Origin of the sequence: Streptomyces sp. ADI95-17, from assembly GCF_003846175.1 — a bacterium.
GTDB lineage: Bacteria > Actinomycetota > Actinomycetes > Streptomycetales > Streptomycetaceae > Streptomyces > Streptomyces sanglieri.
Genome location: NZ_ML123049.1, coordinates 426,792 through 447,685 on the forward strand (window position 1 = coordinate 426,792; position 20,894 = coordinate 447,685).

The window sequence follows — 20,894 nt, forward strand, 5'->3', positions numbered from 1 at the left end:
GGCATCGTTGTCATGCACCGTGTCCAGCTCGCCGCCGAACTCGATCCACCAGTACGCGCAGCCGTTGTCACCGGACTTGATGATGCGCCGCTGCGGGATGGAGGTCTTGGTGATGTCCTTGGCGAAGGACGGCGGCACGTACTTGACCGGGTGCCCGGCGTCCTTCGTGTAGAAGAGCAGGGTCGATCCCAGCGTGATGCGATCGGCCTCCTCGGGTGCCCATGCCTCGTCGTACTCGGCGCGCGACTCCCGGCCGATGCGGTGCCGGGCACCCGCCAGAGCACCGATCAGACCGTCCCCCGAACAGTCCAGGAACATCTCGCTCTCGAAGCGGATGTGCCGCTCGGAGCCCATCATCCATCCGGTGACGGCTGTGATGTGCCGGGCGTCCTCGGGCCCCTGGGCGTCCACTTCCCTGACATCGGTGTTGAGGTAGAGCGTGATCCCGGGCTCGGCCCGGACCGCGTCCAGCACGACCGTGTCCCAGTAGTACGGATTCCCGTCCGGATTGCGGAACTGGTTCTCGACGAAGAGCTCGCCCATGATGCCGCCCTCGCGGGCGTTGTGGTTGTTGCCGTGCGCGGTGGCGCCGACGACCCAGACCCGGACCTCGCTGCTGGAATTCCCGCCGAGAACCGGCCGGTTGTTGATGAGTGCCACGGTACGGCCCAGCCGGGCGGCGGCTATCGCCGCGCACACACCGGCCAGTCCGCCGCCGACGACGGTGATGTCGTGCCGTGCGGTTTCGCGCCTCATTGTTCACGTCCCATCGGGGTTGGTTTCGAGGCTGTGGAGAACATGCGGTGCACCGGCGAGGACAAGGCCTGCTGCCTTGCCGGCCGGTGCGGCAGGTCCCGCGGAGGCACGCGGAACCAGGCGGGAGCCTATCTCCACCGATGGCGTCCCGCCGCGGCTTCTGCGATCAACTTCCGGCGGCCCGTGGGGCGTTCGTCCGGCCCTCCCGCCCGCTGTTCCGCTGTGCAGAACGCGGACCCCGCTCCGGGCAGCGCGAAGGGGGCGGGCACCGGCTGCCCGCCCCCTCCGGTACGTCAGTGGATCAGCGGGTCAGCGCCACGGCCCCGTCACCGCGAACGTGGTCCCCGGCGTGTAGCAGTTCACGAACATCGTCCCGCCGTCCGGCGCGAACGTGACCCCGGCGAACTCTCCCCACTCCGGCTCCTGGGGCGTCCCGATGTTCTGCCGGCCCCGCGCCATCGCGTACACCTCGCCGCGCCGCGTCAGCCCGAAGACGTGCTGTGCGCCGCCGCCGTCCTCGCACACCATCAGCCCGCCGTCGGGGGCGAGAGTGATGTTGTCCGGGGACTCGCCCGGCAGCTGCACGTCGGTGCCGGGGCCGAAGACGATCACGAGGGTGAGCCGGCGCCGCTTCGGCTCGTACCGCCACACCTGGCCGTAGTGGTCGGCGGCGGACCCCTCCGCGCTGTGCGCGAAGCTGGAGACGAAGTAGACCGAGGACCCGCCCCAGTAGCAGCCCTCCAGCTTCTGGGCGTGGGTGATGCCCTTCGGGCCGAAGTCCTGGAACCGGATCGGTGTCTCGGCCGCCAGCGGATCCGGTACCGGAACCCATTCGATGCCCTCGAAGCTCGTGCCGGTCTCCTGGACCACGGAGAGGTCGGGGACGCCCGGCACCCGCATGGCCTCCAGATGGCCGCCGGCCCGCAGCGAGCCCGTACCGCCGAGCGGCTTGTCGGGCAGGAAGCGGTAGAAGAGCCCGAACGGCTTCTCGAACGCGTCCTCCGTCTCGTAGACGGTCCCGTTCTTCGGGTCGATCGCGATGGCCTCGTGCTGGAAGCGGCCCATCGCGGTGAGCGGCACGGCGCCGGTGCGGTGCGGATCGGCGCCGTCCACCTCGAAGATGAAGCCGTGGTCCTTGGTGTAGCCGTTGGTGCCGGCTCTGTCCTCGGTCTCCTCGCAGGTCAGCCAGGTGTTCCAGGGGGTGCGGCCACCCGCGCAGTTCACCGCCGTACCGGCGATGGCGACGCGTTCACCGAGGACGTTGTTGCGGCCGTCCAGCTCCAGGGCCGTACAGCCGCCCTTGCCCATCGGGTCGTAGGTGAGGCCCTCGACGATCGGGACCTGGAGCTTCGCGGTGACGCGGTTCTCGTGGTTGCGGACCAGGCGGACGTGTCCGTGGCGGCCCGCGAAGGCGGCCATGCCGTCGTGGTTGCTGGGGACCGGGCCCTCGCCGGAGCGGAGCGGGTCGCCCTCCCGGGACAGCACCCGGTAGCGGAAGCCCTTGGGAAGGTCGAGCAGCCCGTCGGGGTCCGGCACCAGCGGGCCGTACCCGCTGTGTCCCCGGGCGGCCGCGGTGCCCGCGAAGAGTTCGGAGAACGCTCCGGTGAAGGCGACCGAGGCGATGGCCGCGCCGCTGCCGGCCAGGACCTGACGGCGGGTGGCGGCGGGGCGCGACGTTTCTGCGGTCGGTCGTGATGTCTCTGATGACATGGGGCAACTCCCTGCTGGCGGACAGGAGAAGTGACCCGCATGTGTGTACCACGCGCACAGCCGCGCGGGAACCATGCGGGTCACCGGGCCGCGAGTGTGTCCCGGGCCGGGAGTGGCCCCCGTGGTCAGCCCAGCGAGGCGGAGAGCGTGATCGTCGTACCGGTCAGCGCCTGGCTGACCGGGCAGTTCGCCTTGGCGTCCTCGGCGGCCTTGACGAAGTCCGCCTCGTCGATGCCGGGCACCTCGCCCCGGACGGTGAGGTGGATGCCGGTGATGCCGGTGCCGGGCTGGAGGGTGACGTCGGCCGTGGTGGTGAGCTGGGTCGACGGGGTGCCGGCCGAGGCAAGCCCGTGGGCCAGCGCCATCGAGAAGCAGCTGGAGTGGGCCGCCGCGATGAGCTCCTCGGGAGAGGTCTTGCCGTTCGCCTTCTCCGCGCGGGACGGCCAGGAGACGTCGAATTCGCCGATGCCGGAGGAGTCGAGGGTGACGACACCCTTGCCCTCGATCAGGTTGCCATCCCAGACCGTGTGGGCCTGGCGGGTGGTAGCCATGCTGGATCCCTTCAAACGGTGTGTGCGGTTGATACGGGAGCCCTCGGCGCCCAGAGGCCCCGAGGGGTACGTACCCGAACCTACTGCGCCACCAGCCCCTTCGCGTCGCGCGCCAGCGCCGTCAGCCGGGAGATCGCCCGGAAGTACTTCTTCCGGTACCCGCCGTTCAGCATCTCTTCGCTGAACAGCCGGTCGAACGGCAGCCCCGAGGCGAGCACCGGGACCTCCCGGTCGTACAGCCGGTCGGCGAGGACGACGAGGCGCAGCGCGGTCGACTGGTCGGGGACCGGCTGGACCTCGGTGAGGCAGACCGCCCGCAGGCCGTCCGTCAGTGCGCCGTAGCGGCTCGGGTGGACCCGGGCGAGATGGTCGAGCAGCGAGGGGAAGTCGTCCAGACTGGCCCCTTCGGTGGCGTACGCCGCTCTGGTGACCTGCTCCTCGGAGTACGGCGGGGGCGCCTCGGGCAGCCCGCGGTGGCGGTAGTCCTCGCCGTCGATCCGCAGCGGGCGGAAGTGCGCGGACAGACCCTGGATCTCCCGCAGGAAGTCCGCCGCGGCGAACCGGCCCTCGCCGAGCTTGCCGGGCAGCGTGTTGGAGGTGGCGGCGAGCGCGACCCCCGCCTCCACCAGCCTGCTCAGCAGCGACGACACCAGAACGGTGTCGCCCGGGTCGTCCAGCTCGAACTCGTCGATGCACAGCAGCCGGTGCCCGCTCAGCGTCTGCACGGTCTGCTGGAAGCCCAGCGCGCCGACCAGGTTCGTCAGCTCGACGAAGGTGCCGAACGCCTTCAGCGACGGGGCGGCGGGGGTGGCGTGCCAGAGGGAGGCCAGCAGATGGGTCTTGCCGACGCCGTAGCCGCCGTCGAGGTAGACCCCGAGCGGCGCGGACGGGGCCGCGGGCTTCCTGCTGAACCACTTGCGCTTGCCCGAGCCGCTGGCGTGCGCCCCACCGAGCCCGGCCGCGAAGTCACTCAGGACCTCGACCGCCTCGGTCTGGCTCGGCTGGTTCGGGTCCGGGACGTACGTATCGAAGCGTACGGAGTCGAAGCGCGGCGGCGGCACCATCTCGGCGACCAGCCGGTCGGCGGGTACGCGGGGTTCGAGTGCGCAGAGGGACAGGGGGGCCGTTTCGGCTATGGGGCTCTGCCCCGGCACGGCTGTGGAGGACGACACAACTCTCCACCTTAAGCGCCGTGCCAGACTGCACGACATGCGACGCCTCTTCCCTGTGACCGACCTGACACCGGCCGACGACGAGGGGGAGTGGAGTCTGGACGCCCTGGCCGACGCCTACGCCTACCCCGAGCAGGACGGCCCCTGGCTGCGCGCCAACATGGTCTCGACGCTCGACGGGGCCGCCCAGCACGACGGCCGCTCGCAGCCGATCTCCTGCGAGAGCGACATGCGGATCTTCGGCACCCTGCGCGGTCTGGCGGACGTGGTCCTCGCCGGCGCGGAGACGGTACGCCTGGAGGGCTATCGCCCGGCCAGGGCCCGTGAGGCGTTCGCCGCCCGCCGGGCCGCGGCCGGGCAGGGGCCCGCCCCGGCGATCGCCGTGGTCAGCGGCAGTCTGGACCTCGACTTCTCGTTGCCGCTCTTCACCGGGCCGCTCGTGCCGACCCTCGTGCTGACCGGCGCCGGGGCCCCTCCCGGCCGGATCGAGGAGGCGCGCCGGGCCGGCGCCGAGGTGGTGATCGCGGGGGAGGGCTCCCGGGTGGACCCCGCCAGGGCCGTACGGGAGCTGGCGGACCGTGGGTTCAAGCGGCTGCTGACCGAGGGCGGCCCCAGGATGCTGGGCCAGTTCGTGGCCGCCGGGGTGCTGGACGAGCTCTGTCTGACCCTTTCGCCGATGATGACCGCCGGAGACGCGCAGCGGATCGCGGGCGGTCCGTCGGTGGCCGTGCCGGAACGATTCGCCCTGGCATCGATGCTGGAAGAGGCCGGGTTCCTCTTCACTCGGTACCGTCGGAGCTGACATTCAGCGGAATTTGCCGTTCCGGTTAGCTTCCGGTGGGCACAATTACTCTCGCAGACCCCGTGCGAGCACGGGGAAGGATGGTTTCAGCAGTGATCGGCGACGGTCACTGAAGCAGAAGGGCGCCCGTGGTGTTCACCAGCGTTTTGATGATCGAGAAGCCCCTCACCTCCGAGGACGTCGAGTTCGTCACCACCCTGCACGGGGAGGAGCAGACCTCCTTCGTCGTGCTCATGCAGCCGCGCGGTGACCAGGCCGATGTGCTGCTGCGGGCGATCGACGACCTGGCGATGGGCGAACTCAAGGAAGCCGCCAGGGAGAGCGAGGAGCCGGAGGGCAAGAACGCCAGACAGCCCGCCGAACTCGCGCTCGAAGTGTCACTGGAGGCGCTGCGGCAGGCCGGTTCCGAAGCGGTCGGACAGGTGATCGAGGACCATCCCCTGGACCTGCTGAAGTCCGTGGTCGACGACGCGGAGGCGGACGAGGTCATCGTGCTGACCGCGCCGCACTACGTCGAGGAGTTCTTCCACCGCGACTGGGCCTCCAGGGCCCGTCACAAGGTCGGCGTACCGGTGCTCAAGCTCTTCGCGCACAGCGAATAGGCTGGGCGGGCACCTCGTACCGACCCCGGTACCCGCATCGACCTCTGGGAGACACACGCATGGCACCCGGTATTCCTGCCGCCATGGAACGGCCGCACTTCATCGGCATCGGCGGCGCCGGAATGTCGGGCATCGCGAAGATCCTCGCCCAGCGCGGCGCCAAGGTCGCGGGCAGCGACGCCAAGGAGTCGGGTACCGCCGAGGCACTGCGGGCGCTGGGGGCGACCGTCCACATCGGGCACGCCGCCGGACATCTGGCGGACGACGCCTCGTGCGTGGTCGTCTCCAGCGCCATCCGCGCCGACAACCCGGAGCTGCTGCGCGCCGCCGAGCTGTCGGTACCCGTCGTCCACCGCTCCGACGCGCTCGCCTCGCTCATGGGCGGGCTGCGCGCCATCGCGGTGGCCGGTACGCACGGCAAGACGACCACCACGTCGATGCTGGCCGTCGCCCTGACCGAGCTGAACCTCGACCCCTCGTACGCCATCGGCGGCGACCTCGCCGGCCCCGGCACCAACGCCGCGCACGGCGAGGGCGCGATCTTCGTCGCCGAGGCGGACGAGAGCGACCGCAGCTTCCAGAAGTACGACCCCGAGGTCGCGATCGTCCTCAACGTCGAGCTGGACCACCACGCGAACTACGCCTCGATGGACGAGATCTACGAGTCGTTCGAGGCGTTCGCCGGCAAGATCGTCCCCGGTGGCACCCTGGTGATCTCAGCCGACCAGGCCGGCGCCGTCGAGCTGACGGAGCGGGTCCGGTCCCTCCCCTCGCTGAACGTCGTCACCTACGGCGAGTCCGAGGCCGCCGACGTACGCGTCCACAAGATCACCCCGCGCGGACTGACCAGCGAGGTCACGGTCGTCCTGAACGGGAAGTACCTCACGTTCACGGTCTCCGTGCCCGGCCGCCACTACGCCCTCAACGCGGTGGCGGCCCTCGCCGCCGGTGTCGCCCTCGGCGTCCCGGCGCACAACCTGGCCTCGGCCCTCGGCAAGTACACCGGGGTCAAGCGCCGCCTCCAGCTCAAGGGCGAGGCGGCGGGCGTGCAGGTCATCGACTCGTACGCGCACCACCCCACCGAGATGACCGCGGACCTCGAAGCGATGCGCGGCGCCGCGTCGGAGGCCCGCCTCCTGGTCGTCTTCCAGCCCCACCTCTTCTCCCGCACCCAGGAGCTCGGCACCGAGATGGGCCAGGCCCTCGCGCTGGCCGACGCCTCCGTGGTGCTGGACATCTACCCGGCCCGCGAGGACCCGATCCCCGGCATCACCAGCGACCTGATCATCGACGCCGCACGGGCCGCGGGCGCCGACGTCACCGCCGTCCACGACAAGGCCGCGGTCCCCGAGGCCGTCGCGGGAATGGCGAAGCCCGGCGATCTCGTTCTCACCATGGGAGCGGGCGACGTCACCGACCTCGGCCCGCAGATCCTGGACCACCTGTCGAGCTGAGGGAGCGACGTGTCGTACGACATCGAGAAGCCGGACGAGCAGTGGCGGGCGGAGCTGACCCCGGCCGAGTACGCGGTCCTGCGCCAGGCCGGCACCGAACCCGCCTTCGTCGGCGAATACACCGACACCAAGACCACGGGCGTCTACTCCTGCCGCGCCTGCGGCGCCGACCTGTTCCGCTCGGACACCAAGTTCGAGTCGCACTGCGGCTGGCCGTCCTTCTACGACCCGAAGGACAGCGACGCGGTCGAACTGATCCAGGACCGCAGCCACGGCATGGTCCGCACCGAGGTCCGCTGCGCACGCTGCGGATCGCACCTCGGCCATGTCTTCGAGGGCGAGGGCTACCCCACCCCCACGGACCAGCGGTACTGCATCAACTCGATCTCGCTGCGGCTGGCCCCGGACGAGGGCTGAGACAGGCAGGAAAGGCGGGTGCCCCGGACCGCGGGTCCGGGGCACCCGCCGTGTCGTGCGGGGTCAGTGCACGTCCCTGCGCATCGGCACCAGGACCGCGACGAACGCCGCGACCAGCGCGTACCCGGCGAGCAGCAGTGCGCCGCCGACGGGGGAGAGCAGCGGCACCGGGCCGGTCGCCAGCTCGGCGGCCATCGTGTCCGCCACATAGCTGAAGCCGGTCAGGGACGCCGTGGCGCCGCCGGGCAGCAGCGGATAGAGCAGCTTGACGCCCGGGATCATCATCAGCAGGTACTCGCCCGCGTACAGATAGCCGACGACGACGGCCAGCGCCGCGACCTGGTGGCGGATCAGCGCCCCGGCGGCCACGCCCAGCAGGGTGTACACCGCCATCGCCACCGCCGGCCGGACGAGCAGCCCCAGCACCTCGCCGGAGGCCATGCCAGGCGTCACCCCGCGCACCGCCACGCCCCCGAAGAAGGCGGCCGCCGCGGTACCGGTGAGCACCAGCCCGTACAGCAGACCGGCGACGCCGTACGCGACGAGCTTGGCGGTCAGCACCCGGCGGCGCCGCGGGGCGTGCAGAAAGGTGTGCGTGGCGGTGCGGTGACGGTACTCCGACGTCATCGCCAGGGTGCCGAGCGCGGCCGGCAGGAACACCGTGAAGCTCAGCATCCCGAGTACGGAGCGCACACCGGCCTCGGTGTCCAGGCCGGGCGCCGGCGGATCGAAGTTCTCCGGGCCGACCAGCGTCATCGCGCCCACCATGCCGCCGCCGAGGACCACGGCCGCGAGGAGCGCCCACAGCGGGAGGCGGGTGGCGGACAGCCGCCGGAACTCCGCCTTGACCAGTGCGTTCATCGCCGTGCCGCCTTCTCGTCCGTCGCTGCCCGCGGCCGGTCGTGGCCGCCCGCTCCGTCGTCCCCCGCCAGCCGGAGGAAGAGCCGCTCCAGGCCGGCCTCGGCGGTCAGCCCGTGGACCCGCAGCCGTTCGGCGGCGGCCAGATCGGCGACGGCGCGGTCCGCCATCCCGTACACGCGCAGGCTTCCGTCCGCCATGAGGTCCACCCGGTCCGCCACCCCGTCCCGCGCGGTGCCGCGCAGCAGCGCGGCGCGCAACTCCGCCGCGTCCGGGGAGCGGACCAGCACCGTGCCCGGCGACGACCGCTCGATCTCCGCCAGTGGTCCCGCTGCCACCAGCCGGCCCTTGCGGATCACGACGACGTCCTCGACGATCTGCTGCACCTCGCTCAGCACATGACTGGAGATCAGCACGGTGCGCCCCTCGGCGGCCAGTCCGCGCAGCAGGGCGCGCAGCCAGGCGATGCCTTCCGGGTCGAGGCCGTTGCCCGGCTCGTCCAGCAGCAGTACCCGCGGGTCGCCCAGCAGCGCGGTGGCGAGCGAGAGCCGTTGCCGCATGCCCGTGGAGAAGGTGCGGGTCGGGCGGTCCGCCACCTCGGCGAGTCCCAGCCGGGTCAGCAACTCGTCGACCCGGTCGGCCGGATGGCCGCCCATGGTGCGGTAGATGTGCAGATGGTCCCGTGCCGAATGGCCGGGGTGGACCGCGGAGGCGTCGAGCACGGCGCCCACGGTGGCGGAGGGCCTGGGCAGGTCCACGTACCGCCTGCCGCCGATGGTGGCGGTGCCGGAGGTGGGGGCCACCAGGCCGAGGATCATCCGCATCGTCGTGCTCTTGCCCGCGCCGTTGGGACCGAGGAAGCCCGTCACGACGCCCGGCCGCACCGTGAAGCTCAGGTCATCGACGGCCCGGACCGCTCCGTAACGCTTGGTCAGCCCGCTGACCTCTATGTGCGGGCCCTGCGGCCGTCCGCTCATCGGTGGCTCGCCACCCGCTGCTCGATCAGCCGTGCGGTCTGCCGAGCATCGTCGAGCGAGAGGACCAGCTCGTCGAAGTCGCCCCCGGCGGCGGCGCGGTCCAGCTCCACGCGCAGTCCCGGCCTGCCCCGGTAGGCGGCCACGAGCTGACGAGGGCCGACGACCAGTCCCCAGATGCCGATCTTGGCGATTCCGAAGGCGTGCAGGCCCCTGCGGGTGCCGTGGGCGGCACGCAGGGGGTTGTCGACGACGGTCACCCGGCGGACCGCGGCGAGCGGGACGGTCAGGGAGCCGCGCCGGGTCCAGGTGCGCTCGCGACCGCTGAACTCGATGGTGAGGCCGGTGTCGGAGATGTTCATCAGTGCCATGGGGATTCCCCCTCCTCTTGGGGCCCGGGTGGGGCCCCTGGGCAGTCGCGCGCTGTCGCCGCGCTTGCCGCGTTGCCATGAGCGTCTGTTCTATTAGATGTATAGCAGATAGGATTGGGGTGTGTACCTAGTGCTCGACCTCGACAGCGAGGTGCCGATCTATCAGCAGATCCGGGACCGGGTGGTGGAAGCCATCGCGGAAGGCGCGCTGGCGCCCGGTGCCGGACTCCCGTCCACCAGGCAGCTGGCCGTCGATCTGGCGATCAACTTCCACACCGTCAACAAGGCCTATGACCTGCTACGACGCGAAGGGATCATCCGCATCAACCGCAAGAGCGGCGCGGCGGTCCGGTCCGACGTCAAGCAGCCGTCGGACGAACTGCGGGCCGGTGTCGACTGGGAGGCGCGCATGCGCACCCTCCTGGCCGAGCTGGATGTCCGCGGGATCCCGAGACAGGAGGTGACGCGCCATGTCGACACGGTCCTGGACGGCTTCCCCGGTCGACCGGACGAGACGCCCTGACCCATGGGACCGGACGAGGCGCCCTGACCCACGGGTCCGGACGAGACGCCCTGACCCATGGGGCCGCCGCGACGAACGGCTCGCGGACCGCGGAACCGACAGACCGCGCCCTGTACCGGCGCGACGTCCCGCCCCGCCGGGACCAGCCACAAGAACGGACAGGTGAACACCTTGCTGGTCGACGCAGCTCTCAACTTCGGCATGCTCGTGGCGCTGAGCGCCGTCCTGTACGCCGCCCCAAGCCCGCTCCTCAACCCCACCGCCGTCCCCTTCGGCGTACGCGTACCGCCGGACAAGGCGCGAGCCGCCGCCGTCGAGGAACAGCGCCACCACTACCGCGGTGCGATCCTCGTCGCCGCGGCCGTCGTCACCGTGCTCGCCTCGGCGCTCGGCGCGGCCCTCGGCACCCTCACCGCCGGAGCCGCCGGCTCCCTGCTGCTCTGTGCCCTCGCCGCCGCGCTGTGGGTACGGGCCCATCGCGGCATAGCCCGTGCGAAGGCGGACGGCGGCTGGTACGAACACACCCGGCAGGGCGCCGTCATGGACACCTCGCTGCGCACCGACCCGGTCCGCTTCCCCTGGTACTGGACCGTCCCCGCGCTCGTCGTGATCGCCGTCAGCGTCGCCGCGGGCGTCATCGTCTACCCCGGGCTGCCCGACCACATCTCCATGCCCCGGCGCTCGGCCGGCGGCACCGTCTACGAGTCCTACCCGACCAATGTGTGGACGGCCTTCGGCCTCGTCCTGTGCCAGGTGCTGCTCACCCTCGTCGTGGCCGCCGTGGTCGCCGGACTGCTGCGCGCCCGCGCCGACCTCGATGTGGCACGACCCGCGGCCGGTGCCGCACGGTACCGCCGCTACCTCGTCTTCACGGCCCGCTCCATGATGGGCATCGCCGCGCTGCTGAACCTCATGCTGCTCGGGCTGTCCGCACTGATGTGGAGCGACACCCGCTCCACGCCCATGACCTGGGCCGTCACCGGCGTACCGCTCGTCGCGGTGCTCGCCCTGGTCGCCTGCCTCGTCCTGCGCGTCGGGCCCGCGGGGAGCCGGCTGCCCACCTCCGCGGACGAGGCGGACACCGGACTCGTGCCGCGTGACGACGACCGCTTCTGGCGCGGCGCCGGCACCGTCTACGTCAATGCCGAGGACCCCGCGGTCCTGGTGCCCAAACGGGTCGGCATCGGCTGGACGGTCAACCTCGGCAACCCGCGAGTCCTCGTCGCCACGGCATCGCTCCTCGCCGTCGCGGTGGGAGCGGCCGTCGTGCGGGCCGTGCTGTGACGCCACGTCGTGACGCCGCGCTCCGCGCCGGGGGCGACGCGCCGTGCTACGGGCCGGGGGCGACGCCGGTCGTCAGCCCTCGTCCTCCGCGCTCTCCGGCTTCAGCAGCGGATGGGCGACCCCCGGGAACACCCGGGCCCGCACGACCGGCTCCGCGGATCCGCCCTGGACCACCGTCTCGGCGACACCCCACGGCCGTCCCGGCAGCACCACGGTCAGGATGTACGAGGACGCACAGCCCATGCAGTCGTAGCGGTCGGCCCAGGTCTCCACGTCCGTGACGCTGCCGGGGTAGCGCGCCACGTGCCGGTGCAGCGCGTGGCAGCGCTCGCACCGCTCGCCGGGCTCGCAGGTACCGCCGCAGGGGCACGGGACATCGAGCGTGTCCGCGGGGCGCCAGCGCTGGGTGAGGACGGCCTCGCGCGTGGCGCCCATGTCCTTCATGGCCTTCAGATTGCGGGCCGCGACGTTGTACGACTCGCCGGTCGCGGCCATCCGGTCCCGGATGACGTCCTTGCGTCCGCGGTTCGTCGTCATCTGTTCCTCCTGGGGGTGTCACGCAGCCCGCCGGGAGCGCACGAGATCGATATGTCACACGGTACCGGTCACCCAGGACGGGTCACGACTTCCGTGTCCCGTCCGGGAAGGCCGAGGGGGCCTCTCATGACCGCCGGACCCGTGCCGCCAGTCTGTTGCCGAGCCGTCTGCGGAAGCCGTCCGGCCGGTTCCACGCCCGGAACGCCTCCGCCGTACGGCTGCTGCCCGCTCGCTCGGCCGCCTCCTCCACCGCCGTCACCTCGCAGGCGGACAGCCCGCGCACCACCGGACGCAGCACCTCCTCCAGCAGCGCCGCCCGGGTCTCGCTCCAGGCCCGGCCCGCGTGCGGGTGGGAGCTCCAGACGGTGAAGCAGTCCGCGACATAGGCGGGATCGGAGCGCAGCCGGGCAAGCACCGCGTCCCGGCGGGCGGCGCTGCCGTAGGCCGCGATGAGGTCCGGGTCGTCGCAGTGGACGAACGCGTACAGCTCCGCCTCGGGCCGGTCCGGGTCGAGCAGCCGCCCGGCCAGGGCGCCGAACGCCTGCTCGCGCACGCCCGGCTCCACCGGTTCGGCCCCGGCGCACAGCGTCCGGGCCTGCTCCGCCCAGCCGGGCTCCGCCGCCCCCGACCGGACGTCCCGCGCGAACTCCAGGAGGTGCAGCGCACCGCGCGCCCGCGCATCGATCTCCTGCGGGAACCCGCGCAACAGATCAGGGGCGAGCTCGGGGGCCTCCGGGTCGTCGGCGGGGGCACCGAGCGCCGCCGCGACGAGAACGGACCACGTACCGGCCGTGCGATGCGCGTCGGACGTGCTCCCGGCCAGCAGCAGCCGGGCCTCGCCCACAGTGGGGACGCCGTCGCCCCAGACCAGACCCACCGCGGTGCGCAGCACCAGCGGCTCGGTGAACGGTGACATGCCACCGGCCCGCAGTACCGCGTTCAGCACCTTCCCCCGGTCGTCGCCGCCGCTCGCCCTGGCCTCCGGCGCCGCCGCGCACATCCGCAGATGCGGCAGCGCCTGGGCTCCGGTGAACGGCAGCGCGACCCCGGCCAGCAGCCGCTCCGTCGCCGACGGGTCCTGCGGGGCGATCCGGTCCAGCTCGCCGAGGAGCGCCGTACGGACATCGAACTGCTCGTCCAGGAGGTCGAGCAGCACCGGCCCGAAGTCGCCCGCCCCTTCGTCCAGCAGGGACCGCGCCATCCGGCTCACGACGGCGGGGAGCAGCTCCACGCAGTCCACGTCGAGCAGCCGCGCGATCCGCAGCAACTGCACGGTGCGCCCCACGCTCCGGCCGGGCACGGCGTCCGGGACGACCGGCCCGCCGGAGGCCAGTTCGGCGCGCAGATCGTCGCCGACGGCCTCGACGAGCGCCGTGGCGACGCGTTCCCCGCCCGGCTCGGCGAAGACCGTACGCCCCGGGGGAGCCACGGAGACATCGCCCCCGTAGACCGCCACCGTCACCAGCAGGGCACCGAGAGAGCCCGTCACGGAGGCCGGGGCCCTTCCGTCGAGCGCGGTCAACAGCCGGGCCACAGCGGCGAGTTCGGTCGGCGTGCGGTCGATGTCCGGGTCGGTCAGGGCGTCGGCGAGCCGGTGGGTGCGCTCCTCGTCCAGCGCGTACGGCCGCTCGGCGGCCCACTCTGCCGCCGCGGCCCGCTCGGCCGCCCCGAGCGGAACGCCCGCGCAGAGCGCCGTCACGGCGAGCGGACCGGCGGCGAACGGCCCGCCGGGCAGTTCGGCCGCCGCCCGGAACAACTCCGGGGACCGGTTCCGCCAGATCCGGGCGCAGGTCTCGGCCCAGGCGTCGTCCACCGGCTCGCCGGGACGGGCGCCCGCGCAGTCGCGCACCCGCAGCGGCCCGGCCCCCGAGCCTTCGGAGCCGTCCGGCGGCGGGGCATCTTGTGGGAGTACGCCGACGACCCGGTGCGGGGAGTGCGCCGGGCGGCGGGTGTACGTCGTGAACGTCAGCCGGTGCGCGTCGTCCGGCGGGAGCACGGCCGAGGCGAGGGCGATCCACCTGGCCACATCGGCACTGTGCCGCTCCACCAGCACCAGGCGCCCCGCCGACGGGTCCTCGCACACCCGGCGCAGATCAGCGAAGACCGCCGCCAGCCAGGGGCTCCGGGAGACCGCGAAGTCGTTCAGTGCCTCCGGACCGAAGGCGGCGGAGGCGGGCAGCGCGGATATCCGGTCGGGAGTGCCGCCGTCCGGCGGGGTCGAGGCCCAGCTCGGCGACCGCCAGGCGGTGATCGGCAGAGCGTCGCCCGGCAGCCGCGTACCGGCCTCCAGATGCACCGCGTGCGCGTGGAACCCGAGGGTGCCGTGACCGGCGAACGCCACCGCGCGGGACAGCAGGTGTCCGCCGTCCGGCAGAGCGCTGAAGCTGAACGCCTCTGGCAGAGAACGGAGTTGGTCGGGTGTCGGCCGGTGCGGGGCGTCGGCGGGCGGCTCGTAGCGAAGGAGCTGTTCAGCCTCGGCCAGCACCTGCGTGGGCAGTCCTGTGCTGACAGCGGTGAAGTGCGCGCCGCTCCCGCCCCCGTCGTCGTCCGCAGAAGCAGCAGAGGCAGAGGTGTAGTGCAACTGCGCGAGACTCATGCGTCGGGCCCTCTTCGTCCTTGCCGCAGAACTCCCCGTGCCCCTCGGGGCGGACCGTACGACGCACGGCGACGACCCCGGCGGGGAGGTGGAAACCGCGATCGCGGGAGCGACGCTATCAAGGCGTGCGCCTCGCCCGCGCGCCCCGCCGAACGGCCTTACCGTGTACCGGAATCGCTCCGGTACGCGGCATGGTGTGTCAGACGCGCCGGCCGCCCGATGGGCGGTGCCGGACCGGAAGCCCCCGGGCAGGACGGTCCGTGCCGAGCTGGACGCGTCGCACTGACGCCGTGCGGAGCACGTGGGGGACGGGCCGCGCGCCCGTCCCGCACATGCCGATGGAGTCGGGTCCGTCAGTCGGCGAGGACCCAGCCGGCCCAGAGGCCGCCGCTCGGCCTGCACTCGTAGCGGTAGACGTTCGAGGCGGCCAGGTAGTACGACGCCCGCTTGTCGCAACGGGACTTCGCCGAGAAGTGCTCGCCGGTCTCCTGCCAGGTCGCCGCCACGGCGGCGGAAGTGTTCTGAGAGCCGGCGGGTGCGGTGGCGGCCTGGGCCGGAGCGGCGACGACTCCCCCGAGCAGGAGAGCGGCCCCCATTGCTGTGCCGGCAAGGACATGGCTGATACGCATGATGCGTTCCTCGTCTCTCGGGTGCGTTGCAGGTTCCCGACGCGGTGCCGGAAACCGTCTCCGAGCGGCACGGACACGGCCGGACGGCCCCGACTCCCCCTTGTCCCGACCGTCCGACCGCATCCGGGTCGGGCCGCCGATGGCCAGGGACGAACCGAACCGTGTTCGTGCTCGCTCACGGACAAGAGTGGCCGGGCGGCCGATCGGTGATCGACGTGATTTGACCTAGCCCGAATAACGACATCCTGGACAGGCTCTGCGTCATGCCGCTGCGTATCCACTTCACCGCCGAAGACCTGACCCGCACCCGGCTGGCCGACGGGCCGGGCCCCATGCTGGAGCTGGACATCGCGCTGCGTCTGTTGCAGGAAACCAGCCATCCGACCCGGTTCGGGGCCTGGCGCCGGGAATCGTTGCGCCGTCTGTCGCCGCGAGTCAGGCGGTTGTGCGACCTGATCCCACCGACGGGCTGGACGGTGGATTTCCTCGGCCACGCGACCGCCGGCACCATCGAAGAAGCGCTGGACCGGGTCCGCGCCACGCCCGCCGCCCAGGTCCGCAAGAACATGGAGACCTGGGCCGCACTCGACCAGCGGCGCCCCGTGCCGTCCTGGACACAGTCACTCGGCAGCGACGAGCGACTGCTGATGGAACTGGCCGACACCGTCGCCCACGCGCACCAGCACGTCATCGCCCCGTACCAGCAGCACATCGATGCCCTCAACGGCGCGGACCAGGCACTGCGTGCGCGGCAGGTCGCTCATGGCGGGCTCCAGGCCCTGCTCTCCGGACTCAACCCCCGCTACATCCGGTGGAAGCCGCCCGTTCTGGAACTCACCATGGCCTCCGGCAACACGGGCGACATCCATCTCGCGGGCCGCGGCCTGCTCCTGATCCCCTCGGTCTTCGGGGCGGTGTACCCCGCGCTGGACGACACGGCCGAACCCCAGCCGTGGCTGACCTACCCCGTCGGCCTTCGCGACACCGATCACTTTTTGTCCCCCATCGACACCGCGCGAACCCTCAGCACCGTTTCCGACTCGCTGGCCGCCCTTCTCGGCCATACCCGCGCCGTGCTGTGGACCATCGCCCACCGTCCTGGCTGCACCACCACCGAACTCGCCCGCCACGCCGGTATCTCCCCGGCCAGCGCCAGCCAGCACGCGACCGTCCTCCGCACGGCCGGCCTCACCCGCACCACCCGGCATCACAACACTGCTCTCCACACCACCACTCCCGCAGGCCACAGCCTCCTCAACCACGTTTCCTGACGGCGCATTTCGGGGCGCGCGCCGGATCGTGCCCAGTGCGCCGGGCTCACCTCAATGGCTCAGGTACGGGCTGCCCCGCCGATCGTTGGTCGTCTTCGGATCGATCGATTCCCCGAGGGTGCCGCTCAAGGGGCCCGAGGGGCCATCCGAACTGAGGAGATGCTCCAATGAAGCGCAAGACACTCGCCGCGGCGGTCGCTGCCCTGGCCCTGGCCGGTCTCGCCGGAACGACCCAGGCAGGCGCGGTTCCTGGCACGGTCTCCGGCGACGGCGGCAACCGCATCGGCACCCTGCGCGTCAACGGTGACGCCTTCGTCAAGGAGGGCGGCCTCAGCGCCACGTGGGTCAAGGAGTCGGGCGACGTCAAGCAGATCACCCTCTCCGGCAACCGCATCGGCGTCGTCACCGGTGACGGGGTCGCGTGGGTGAAGGAGGGCGGCCTCAGCGCCACCTGGGTCAAGGAAGCCACGGACGTCAAGCAGATCGCGCTGTCCGGCAACCGCATCGGCGTCCTCAAGGACAACGGTGAGGCCCATGTGAAGGAGGGCGGCCTCAGCGCGACGTGGGTCAAGGAGTCCGACAAGGTCAAGGAGCTCGAACTGTCGGGCAACCGCATCGGTGTCGTCACCGGTGACGGGGTCGCGTGGGTGAAGGAGGGCGGCCTCAGCGCCAGCTGGGTGCGCGAGTCCGACAACGCCATCGGCATCGACCTGGCCGGCAACCGCATCGGCGTCCTCGCCGGCAACGGCGTCGCCTGGGTGAAGGAGGGCGGCCTCAGCGCCTCCTGGGTGCGCGAGGCCGACGACGTCATCCAGCTCGAACTGTCGGGCAATCGCATCGGCATCCTGAAGGACAACGGTGAGGCCCATGTGAAGGAGGGCGGCCTCAGCGCGAGCTGGGTCCACGAGTACAACCAGGCCATTCAGATCGCCCTGTCCGGCAACCGCATCGGCGTGCTCAAGGGCGACGGAGACGCACGGGTCAAGGAAGGCGGCCTGAGTGCGACGTGGGTCCTGGAGGCCGACAACGTCACGGAGCTGGCTCTTTCCTAGGGGCGTGGGTGTGGGTGTGTGACATGTGACGCCTGGATCTGGTGCATGACGTGTGACATGGCGTGCCTGGCGTCCGGCGCGTGACATGTGGCATGTGGCGCCGGACACCGGACATGTGACATGTGACATGTGACATGTGACGCCCGGTGAGTCACACCGGAGGTGTGACACCAGACAGTGATATGTGACACCTGAAACCCCGCCCTGCCCTGCCCTGCCCCGCCCCGCCGCGTGCCGGAGCCGACTCGGTGCGCGGCGCGGTGCGGGTCCCGCGTGCGGTCCCGCGCGGTGCGGTGCAGCGTGCGCTGAGGGCGTGCGCCGCACCGCAGCAGGGGTGCGGGCGTGTGGTCAGGAGCGGATGGTGCCCTCCCGGGTCGAGACGGTGACGTGTTCGACCCGCATCGGGTGGCCCGGTTCGGTGCCGGGGCCCGCGGTGAGGCCGTCGGCGGCCGGCAGCTTGCCGCCCATCGCCACGTTCAGGATCAGGAACAGCCCGTGGTGCACCGCCCGGTCCCACGTCCCGGCATCCATCCGGGCCGCGCCGACCCGGTGGTGGATCCGCCCGTCCAGGTACCAGCGCACCTCCTCGGCGCCGGGCGTCAGGTCGACCTCGACGGCGTAGGAGTGGAATCCGGTACGGCAGCCGGGGCACGGCTGCGGTCCCGAGGTGAGGCCCACCGGCTCCTCGCAGGGGCCGCCGTCGGCGATCCCGCAGTGCATGCTGCCGAAGAAGGTGTCGCGGCCGTTGACCGACTCCATGATGTCCAGCTCGCCGACGGACGGCCAGCCCGTGTAGCCGTCGCGGAGCTTCGCTCCCAGGGTCCAGAAGGCCGGCCAGTATCCCTCCGCCGCGGGGCCGGTGACATCGGGCAGCGCGATGGAAGCCTCGATCCGCATCACACCGCCCGGCGGCGGGGCGAAGTCCGCCCGGCGGGACTCGAGCCGGCCGGAGTACCACTTCCCGTCCCTGCGGGTGGGGACGATCTCCAGCGCCCCCTTCCCGTCCAGCCGTACGTTGTCGGCCGAGTCCGTCATGGTCTCGATCTCACCGGTTCCCCACTGCGGGGCCGGGCAGCCCGGGTAGCAGGTTCCGATGTCGTACTTCCAGTGGTCGGCGGACGGGCGGGCCCCCGCCGGTCCTTCGAAGTCGTCGTGCAGGACCCGGGTCCAGCCGTCCGCGCCCGCCGCCGCCCCGGTGCCGCCGGCCAGTGCTCCCGCCTCCGAGAAGAGCCGTTCGAGCCGGGGCGTGAGGACCACCGCCGCGACATCGGTCAGATGGGCGTCGTCCCGGTACAGCAGGATCCTGTCCAGCACCGCCGGGCAGTCGGCCCCCTCGGGCGGGCACAGCACCGGGTTGACCGAGACGGCCCGCACCCCGGGCAGCCGGCCCGCCGCGATCCGCCGCGCGAGCGGGTCCGGCCAGTGTGCGGTGGAGCGGGCGAACGCGCATGCCTCCGGGTCCGCGGTGTGCCCGGACACGCAGGCCGGGATGTCCTTCCCCGGTACGGGCGTGTCCTCCAGGTACACGATCGGCACGCCGAGCGCACGCAGCGGCTTCAGAGTCCGCTCCCAGCCCCTGGCGAGGAGCCGCTGGTCGTCGGTGTAGCGGTTGAGGGAGGCGATCACCACGAGCCGGGGCTTGGGCCCCTTCGTGATACGGGCCAGCGCGTCCGCGCGCCAGATGTCGCACTCGTGGTACGTACGCCCCAACTGCGGGTTGACAACGCTCAGTTCGGGCAGTGGGCAGCCCTGTTTCACCAGTTCCTGGAGTGCCCAGCCGCGTTCGGCGGCCAGTGCGAGCATCGGGGAGAACCACTGCCCGGCATGCGAGTCGCCGAGCAGCACCATCCGGTCCGGACTGTCGGCCGCCCCGAAAAGGCAGCGTGGGCTGCTGGTCACCGGCGGGGCCACTTCACAGGCACCGTCCGGCGGGAAGTCCTTGCGCGCCTGGACGGGACTGGGCATCACGGGACCGCTCCGCAGCGGCGTGCCCTCCCGCGACAGCAGGTGCGGGCCCTCGGCCGCGCCCGGCGGCAGGCCCTTCACGTCCACCGGTGCGGCCGGGCCCAGCAGACGCAGGGTCGTGGTACCCATCACCAGCGCGAGGACGACCGGGATGGCGACGGCCGAGACCCCCACCGACAGTCCGCGCCGGGGCAGTTCGGAGACCGTACGGCTGTGCCGCAGCGGCTGCTCGACCCAGCGCATGGTGGCCAGCGCGGGCAGCACGGCCGCCACCGTCAGCGCCGCCTTCGCCGTCCAGTCCAGCGGCCCGAGGCGGGCCTCGGCGAGCACCAGCACGGGCCAGTGCCACAGATAGAGGGTGTAGGAGAGCCGCCCGATCGCACGGGGTGCCCGGCCGGCCAGCAGCCGCCCGACCCCGTGCGCGTCCGGGCCGTCCGGGCCGTCCGCGCTCCTGCCGGCCGACCGGTCGGGTATCCCGGCCAGAATGATCGCCGCGGTCGCCAGCGTCGGCACGAGCGCCGCTGACCCGGGGTACGGAGTCGACGCGTCGTACTCGGCCATGCACCACAACAGTGCCCCGGCCCCCGCCCACCCGGACAGCAGACGCAACGGGCGCGGGCCGCGCAGCAGGTGCCACGGCAGCAGCGCCAGCAGCGCGCCGATGCCGAACTGCCATACCCGCGAGGGAGTTCCGAGGTACGCCAGTGAAACGGAGTCGCCGGTCCAGTGCAGCGACAGGACGAAGGCGCCGAGCGCGAGCACCGCGGTGAAGACGGTCACCGCCGACCGCACGGCCCGCCCCCGGCGTGCCGCCCCGGCGGCGGCGTACACGAACCCGGCGAGCAGCGGGGCCCAGAACACATAGAACTGTTCCTCCACCGCCAGCGACCAGAAGTGCAGCAACGGGCTCTGGTCGTGCCCCGCCGCGAGGTAGTCGGTCTGCTGCTGGACGAAGCGCCAGTTGGCGGTGGACAGGGCCGCCGCCACCACGTCGTACTCCAGTTCGGTGCGGCGCAGCGGGACGGTGAGCCAGGCCCCGGCCAGTGCGACGGCGCCGAGGACCACGGCGGCCGACGGGAGCAGCCGGCGGGCCCGGCGGGAGAAGAACTCGCCGAGCCGGATCCGCCCGGTGGTGACGGCCTCGCGCAACAGGAGCCCGGTGATCAGATAGCCGGAGATGACGAAGAAGACGTCCACCCCGACGAAGCCGCCGGTCAGACCGGGTACGGCTGCGTGGAAGGCGAGGACCCCGAGCACCGCGACCGCGCGCAGCCCTTCGATGTCGGGGCGGAACCCGGCGCGGCGCGAACCCGGTCCGGAGCCGCCGGGCGGTGCGACGGGGGTTGTGGGCGTGGGCATTGTTCTGACGG

At 72.1% G+C, this 20,894-nt stretch carries 19 protein-coding genes; 8 read left to right on the top strand and 11 right to left on the bottom strand.

The annotated features are described in order from the left end of the window. The 4 genes from EES42_RS28685 to zapE form a co-directional block, all read right to left on the bottom strand. A partial coding sequence (locus EES42_RS28685) for an FAD-dependent oxidoreductase (RefSeq protein ID WP_124721555.1) occupies positions 1–756 on the bottom strand: 756 nt, incomplete at its 3' end. A gap of 309 nt (positions 757–1,065) precedes the next feature. Continuing rightward, entirely contained in the window at positions 1,066–2,466 is a 1,401-nt protein-coding gene (locus EES42_RS28690) for an alkaline phosphatase PhoX (RefSeq protein ID WP_124721176.1), read from the bottom strand. 125 nt (positions 2,467–2,591) lie between these two features. Further along, positions 2,592–3,017: an OsmC family protein gene (locus EES42_RS28695; RefSeq protein ID WP_124721177.1), complete on the bottom strand. Its 426-nt coding sequence runs from the start codon at positions 3,015–3,017 to the stop codon at positions 2,592–2,594. An 80-nt stretch (positions 3,018–3,097) separates the two neighbouring features. Further along, positions 3,098–4,189: a cell division protein ZapE gene (zapE, locus tag EES42_RS28700; protein WP_124721178.1), complete on the bottom strand. Its 1,092-nt coding sequence runs from the start codon at positions 4,187–4,189 to the stop codon at positions 3,098–3,100. A 37-nt stretch (positions 4,190–4,226) separates the two neighbouring features. Here zapE and EES42_RS28705 point away from each other — a divergent pair, with 37 nt between their 5' ends. The 4 genes from EES42_RS28705 (at position 4,227) to msrB (ending at position 7,464) form a co-directional block, all read left to right on the top strand. Further along, on the top strand, positions 4,227–4,991 hold the full coding sequence (locus EES42_RS28705; protein ID WP_241196637.1) for a pyrimidine reductase family protein: 765 nt from the start codon (positions 4,227–4,229) through the stop codon (positions 4,989–4,991). 149 nt (positions 4,992–5,140) lie between these two features. Further along, the gene (locus EES42_RS28710) at positions 5,141–5,593 is read left to right on the top strand and encodes an indole-3-glycerol phosphate synthase (protein WP_124721180.1); all 453 of its coding nucleotides are present in this window, start codon (positions 5,141–5,143) and stop codon (positions 5,591–5,593) included. Positions 5,594–5,652: 59 nt separating this feature from the next. Continuing rightward, positions 5,653–7,047, top strand: a complete 1,395-nt coding sequence (gene murC / locus EES42_RS28715; protein ID WP_124721181.1) for a UDP-N-acetylmuramate--L-alanine ligase — start codon at positions 5,653–5,655, stop codon at positions 7,045–7,047. 9 nt (positions 7,048–7,056) lie between these two features. Next, positions 7,057–7,464: a peptide-methionine (R)-S-oxide reductase MsrB gene (gene msrB / locus EES42_RS28720; RefSeq protein WP_124721182.1), complete on the top strand. Its 408-nt coding sequence runs from the start codon at positions 7,057–7,059 to the stop codon at positions 7,462–7,464. A gap of 63 nt (positions 7,465–7,527) precedes the next feature. Here the strand turns inward: msrB and EES42_RS28725 are convergent, their stop codons facing one another. Genes EES42_RS28725 through EES42_RS28735 form a run of 3 tightly spaced genes read right to left on the bottom strand, consistent with a single transcriptional unit; the run spans position 7,528 to position 9,667 of the window. Continuing rightward, positions 7,528–8,325 carry an ABC transporter permease gene (locus EES42_RS28725; RefSeq protein WP_124721183.1) on the bottom strand — a complete coding sequence of 266 codons (798 nt, stop codon included), beginning with the start codon at positions 8,323–8,325 and terminating at the stop codon, positions 7,528–7,530. Next, positions 8,322–9,299: an ABC transporter ATP-binding protein gene (locus tag EES42_RS28730; RefSeq protein ID WP_124721184.1), complete on the bottom strand. Its 978-nt coding sequence runs from the start codon at positions 9,297–9,299 to the stop codon at positions 8,322–8,324. The genes EES42_RS28725 and EES42_RS28730 overlap by 4 nt, the downstream gene beginning before the upstream one ends. Beyond that, entirely contained in the window at positions 9,296–9,667 is a 372-nt protein-coding gene (locus EES42_RS28735) for a hypothetical protein (protein WP_124721185.1), read from the bottom strand. The genes EES42_RS28730 and EES42_RS28735 overlap by 4 nt, the downstream gene beginning before the upstream one ends. Before the next feature lie 121 nt (positions 9,668–9,788). Here EES42_RS28735 and EES42_RS28740 point away from each other — a divergent pair, with 121 nt between their 5' ends. Together EES42_RS28740 and EES42_RS44965 are read left to right on the top strand one after the other, a co-directional pair. Continuing rightward, complete coding sequence (locus EES42_RS28740; protein ID WP_124721186.1) at positions 9,789–10,190, top strand: GntR family transcriptional regulator; 402 nt, start codon at positions 9,789–9,791, stop codon at positions 10,188–10,190. A gap of 162 nt (positions 10,191–10,352) precedes the next feature. Beyond that, positions 10,353–11,474, top strand: coding sequence for a DUF1648 domain-containing protein (locus EES42_RS44965; protein ID WP_164495357.1), 1,122 nt, complete (start codon positions 10,353–10,355; stop codon positions 11,472–11,474). 72 nt (positions 11,475–11,546) lie between these two features. Here EES42_RS44965 and EES42_RS28750 read toward each other — a convergent pair whose 3' ends face one another. From EES42_RS28750 to EES42_RS28760, 3 genes are all read right to left on the bottom strand, one after another. Further along, positions 11,547–12,011, bottom strand: a complete 465-nt coding sequence (locus tag EES42_RS28750; RefSeq protein ID WP_124721187.1) for a hypothetical protein — start codon at positions 12,009–12,011, stop codon at positions 11,547–11,549. A 124-nt stretch (positions 12,012–12,135) separates the two neighbouring features. After that, positions 12,136–14,607, bottom strand: coding sequence for a GTPase-associated protein 1-related protein (locus tag EES42_RS28755; RefSeq protein WP_124721188.1), 2,472 nt, complete (start codon positions 14,605–14,607; stop codon positions 12,136–12,138). A 353-nt stretch (positions 14,608–14,960) separates the two neighbouring features. Beyond that, entirely contained in the window at positions 14,961–15,236 is a 276-nt protein-coding gene (locus tag EES42_RS28760) for a hypothetical protein (RefSeq protein ID WP_124721189.1), read from the bottom strand. Positions 15,237–15,499: 263 nt separating this feature from the next. On the opposite strand from EES42_RS28760, the gene EES42_RS28765 reads away from it, so the two are divergent. Then, on the top strand, positions 15,500–16,507 hold the full coding sequence (locus EES42_RS28765; RefSeq protein ID WP_124721190.1) for an ArsR/SmtB family transcription factor: 1,008 nt from the start codon (positions 15,500–15,502) through the stop codon (positions 16,505–16,507). Between the two features lie 167 nt (positions 16,508–16,674). Continuing rightward, complete coding sequence (locus EES42_RS28770) at positions 16,675–17,559, top strand: peptidase S1 (RefSeq protein ID WP_124721191.1); 885 nt, start codon at positions 16,675–16,677, stop codon at positions 17,557–17,559. A gap of 348 nt (positions 17,560–17,907) precedes the next feature. Here EES42_RS28770 and EES42_RS28775 read toward each other — a convergent pair whose 3' ends face one another. Continuing rightward, a complete protein-coding gene (locus tag EES42_RS28775) occupies positions 17,908–20,883 on the bottom strand; it encodes an acyltransferase family protein (RefSeq protein ID WP_124721192.1) in 2,976 nt (991 codons plus the stop codon). Between the last annotated feature and the right edge of the window lie 11 nt (positions 20,884–20,894).

Coding starts and splice junctions, on each gene's coding strand:
- EES42_RS28695 (WP_124721177.1), bottom strand. CDS start 3,017: ATGGCTACCACCCGCCAGGCCCACACGGTCTGGGATGGCAACCTGATC.
- EES42_RS28750 (WP_124721187.1), bottom strand. CDS start 12,011: ATGACGACGAACCGCGGACGCAAGGACGTCATCCGGGACCGGATGGCC.
- EES42_RS28760 (WP_124721189.1), bottom strand. CDS start 15,236: ATGCGTATCAGCCATGTCCTTGCCGGCACAGCAATGGGGGCCGCTCTC.
- EES42_RS28775 (WP_124721192.1), bottom strand. CDS start 20,883: ATGCCCACGCCCACAACCCCCGTCGCACCGCCCGGCGGCTCCGGACCG.
- EES42_RS28710 (WP_124721180.1), top strand. CDS start 5,141: ATGATCGAGAAGCCCCTCACCTCCGAGGACGTCGAGTTCGTCACCACC.
- EES42_RS28755 (WP_124721188.1), bottom strand. CDS start 14,607: ATGAGTCTCGCGCAGTTGCACTACACCTCTGCCTCTGCTGCTTCTGCG.
- EES42_RS28735 (WP_124721185.1), bottom strand. CDS start 9,667: ATGGCACTGATGAACATCTCCGACACCGGCCTCACCATCGAGTTCAGC.
- EES42_RS28690 (WP_124721176.1), bottom strand. CDS start 2,466: ATGTCATCAGAGACATCACGACCGACCGCAGAAACGTCGCGCCCCGCC.
- EES42_RS28730 (WP_124721184.1), bottom strand. CDS start 9,299: ATGAGCGGACGGCCGCAGGGCCCGCACATAGAGGTCAGCGGGCTGACC.
- EES42_RS28705 (WP_241196637.1), top strand. CDS start 4,227: ATGCGACGCCTCTTCCCTGTGACCGACCTGACACCGGCCGACGACGAG.
- EES42_RS28765 (WP_124721190.1), top strand. CDS start 15,500: ATGCCGCTGCGTATCCACTTCACCGCCGAAGACCTGACCCGCACCCGG.
- murC (WP_124721181.1), top strand. CDS start 5,653: ATGGCACCCGGTATTCCTGCCGCCATGGAACGGCCGCACTTCATCGGC.
- EES42_RS28770 (WP_124721191.1), top strand. CDS start 16,675: ATGAAGCGCAAGACACTCGCCGCGGCGGTCGCTGCCCTGGCCCTGGCC.
- EES42_RS28725 (WP_124721183.1), bottom strand. CDS start 8,325: ATGAACGCACTGGTCAAGGCGGAGTTCCGGCGGCTGTCCGCCACCCGC.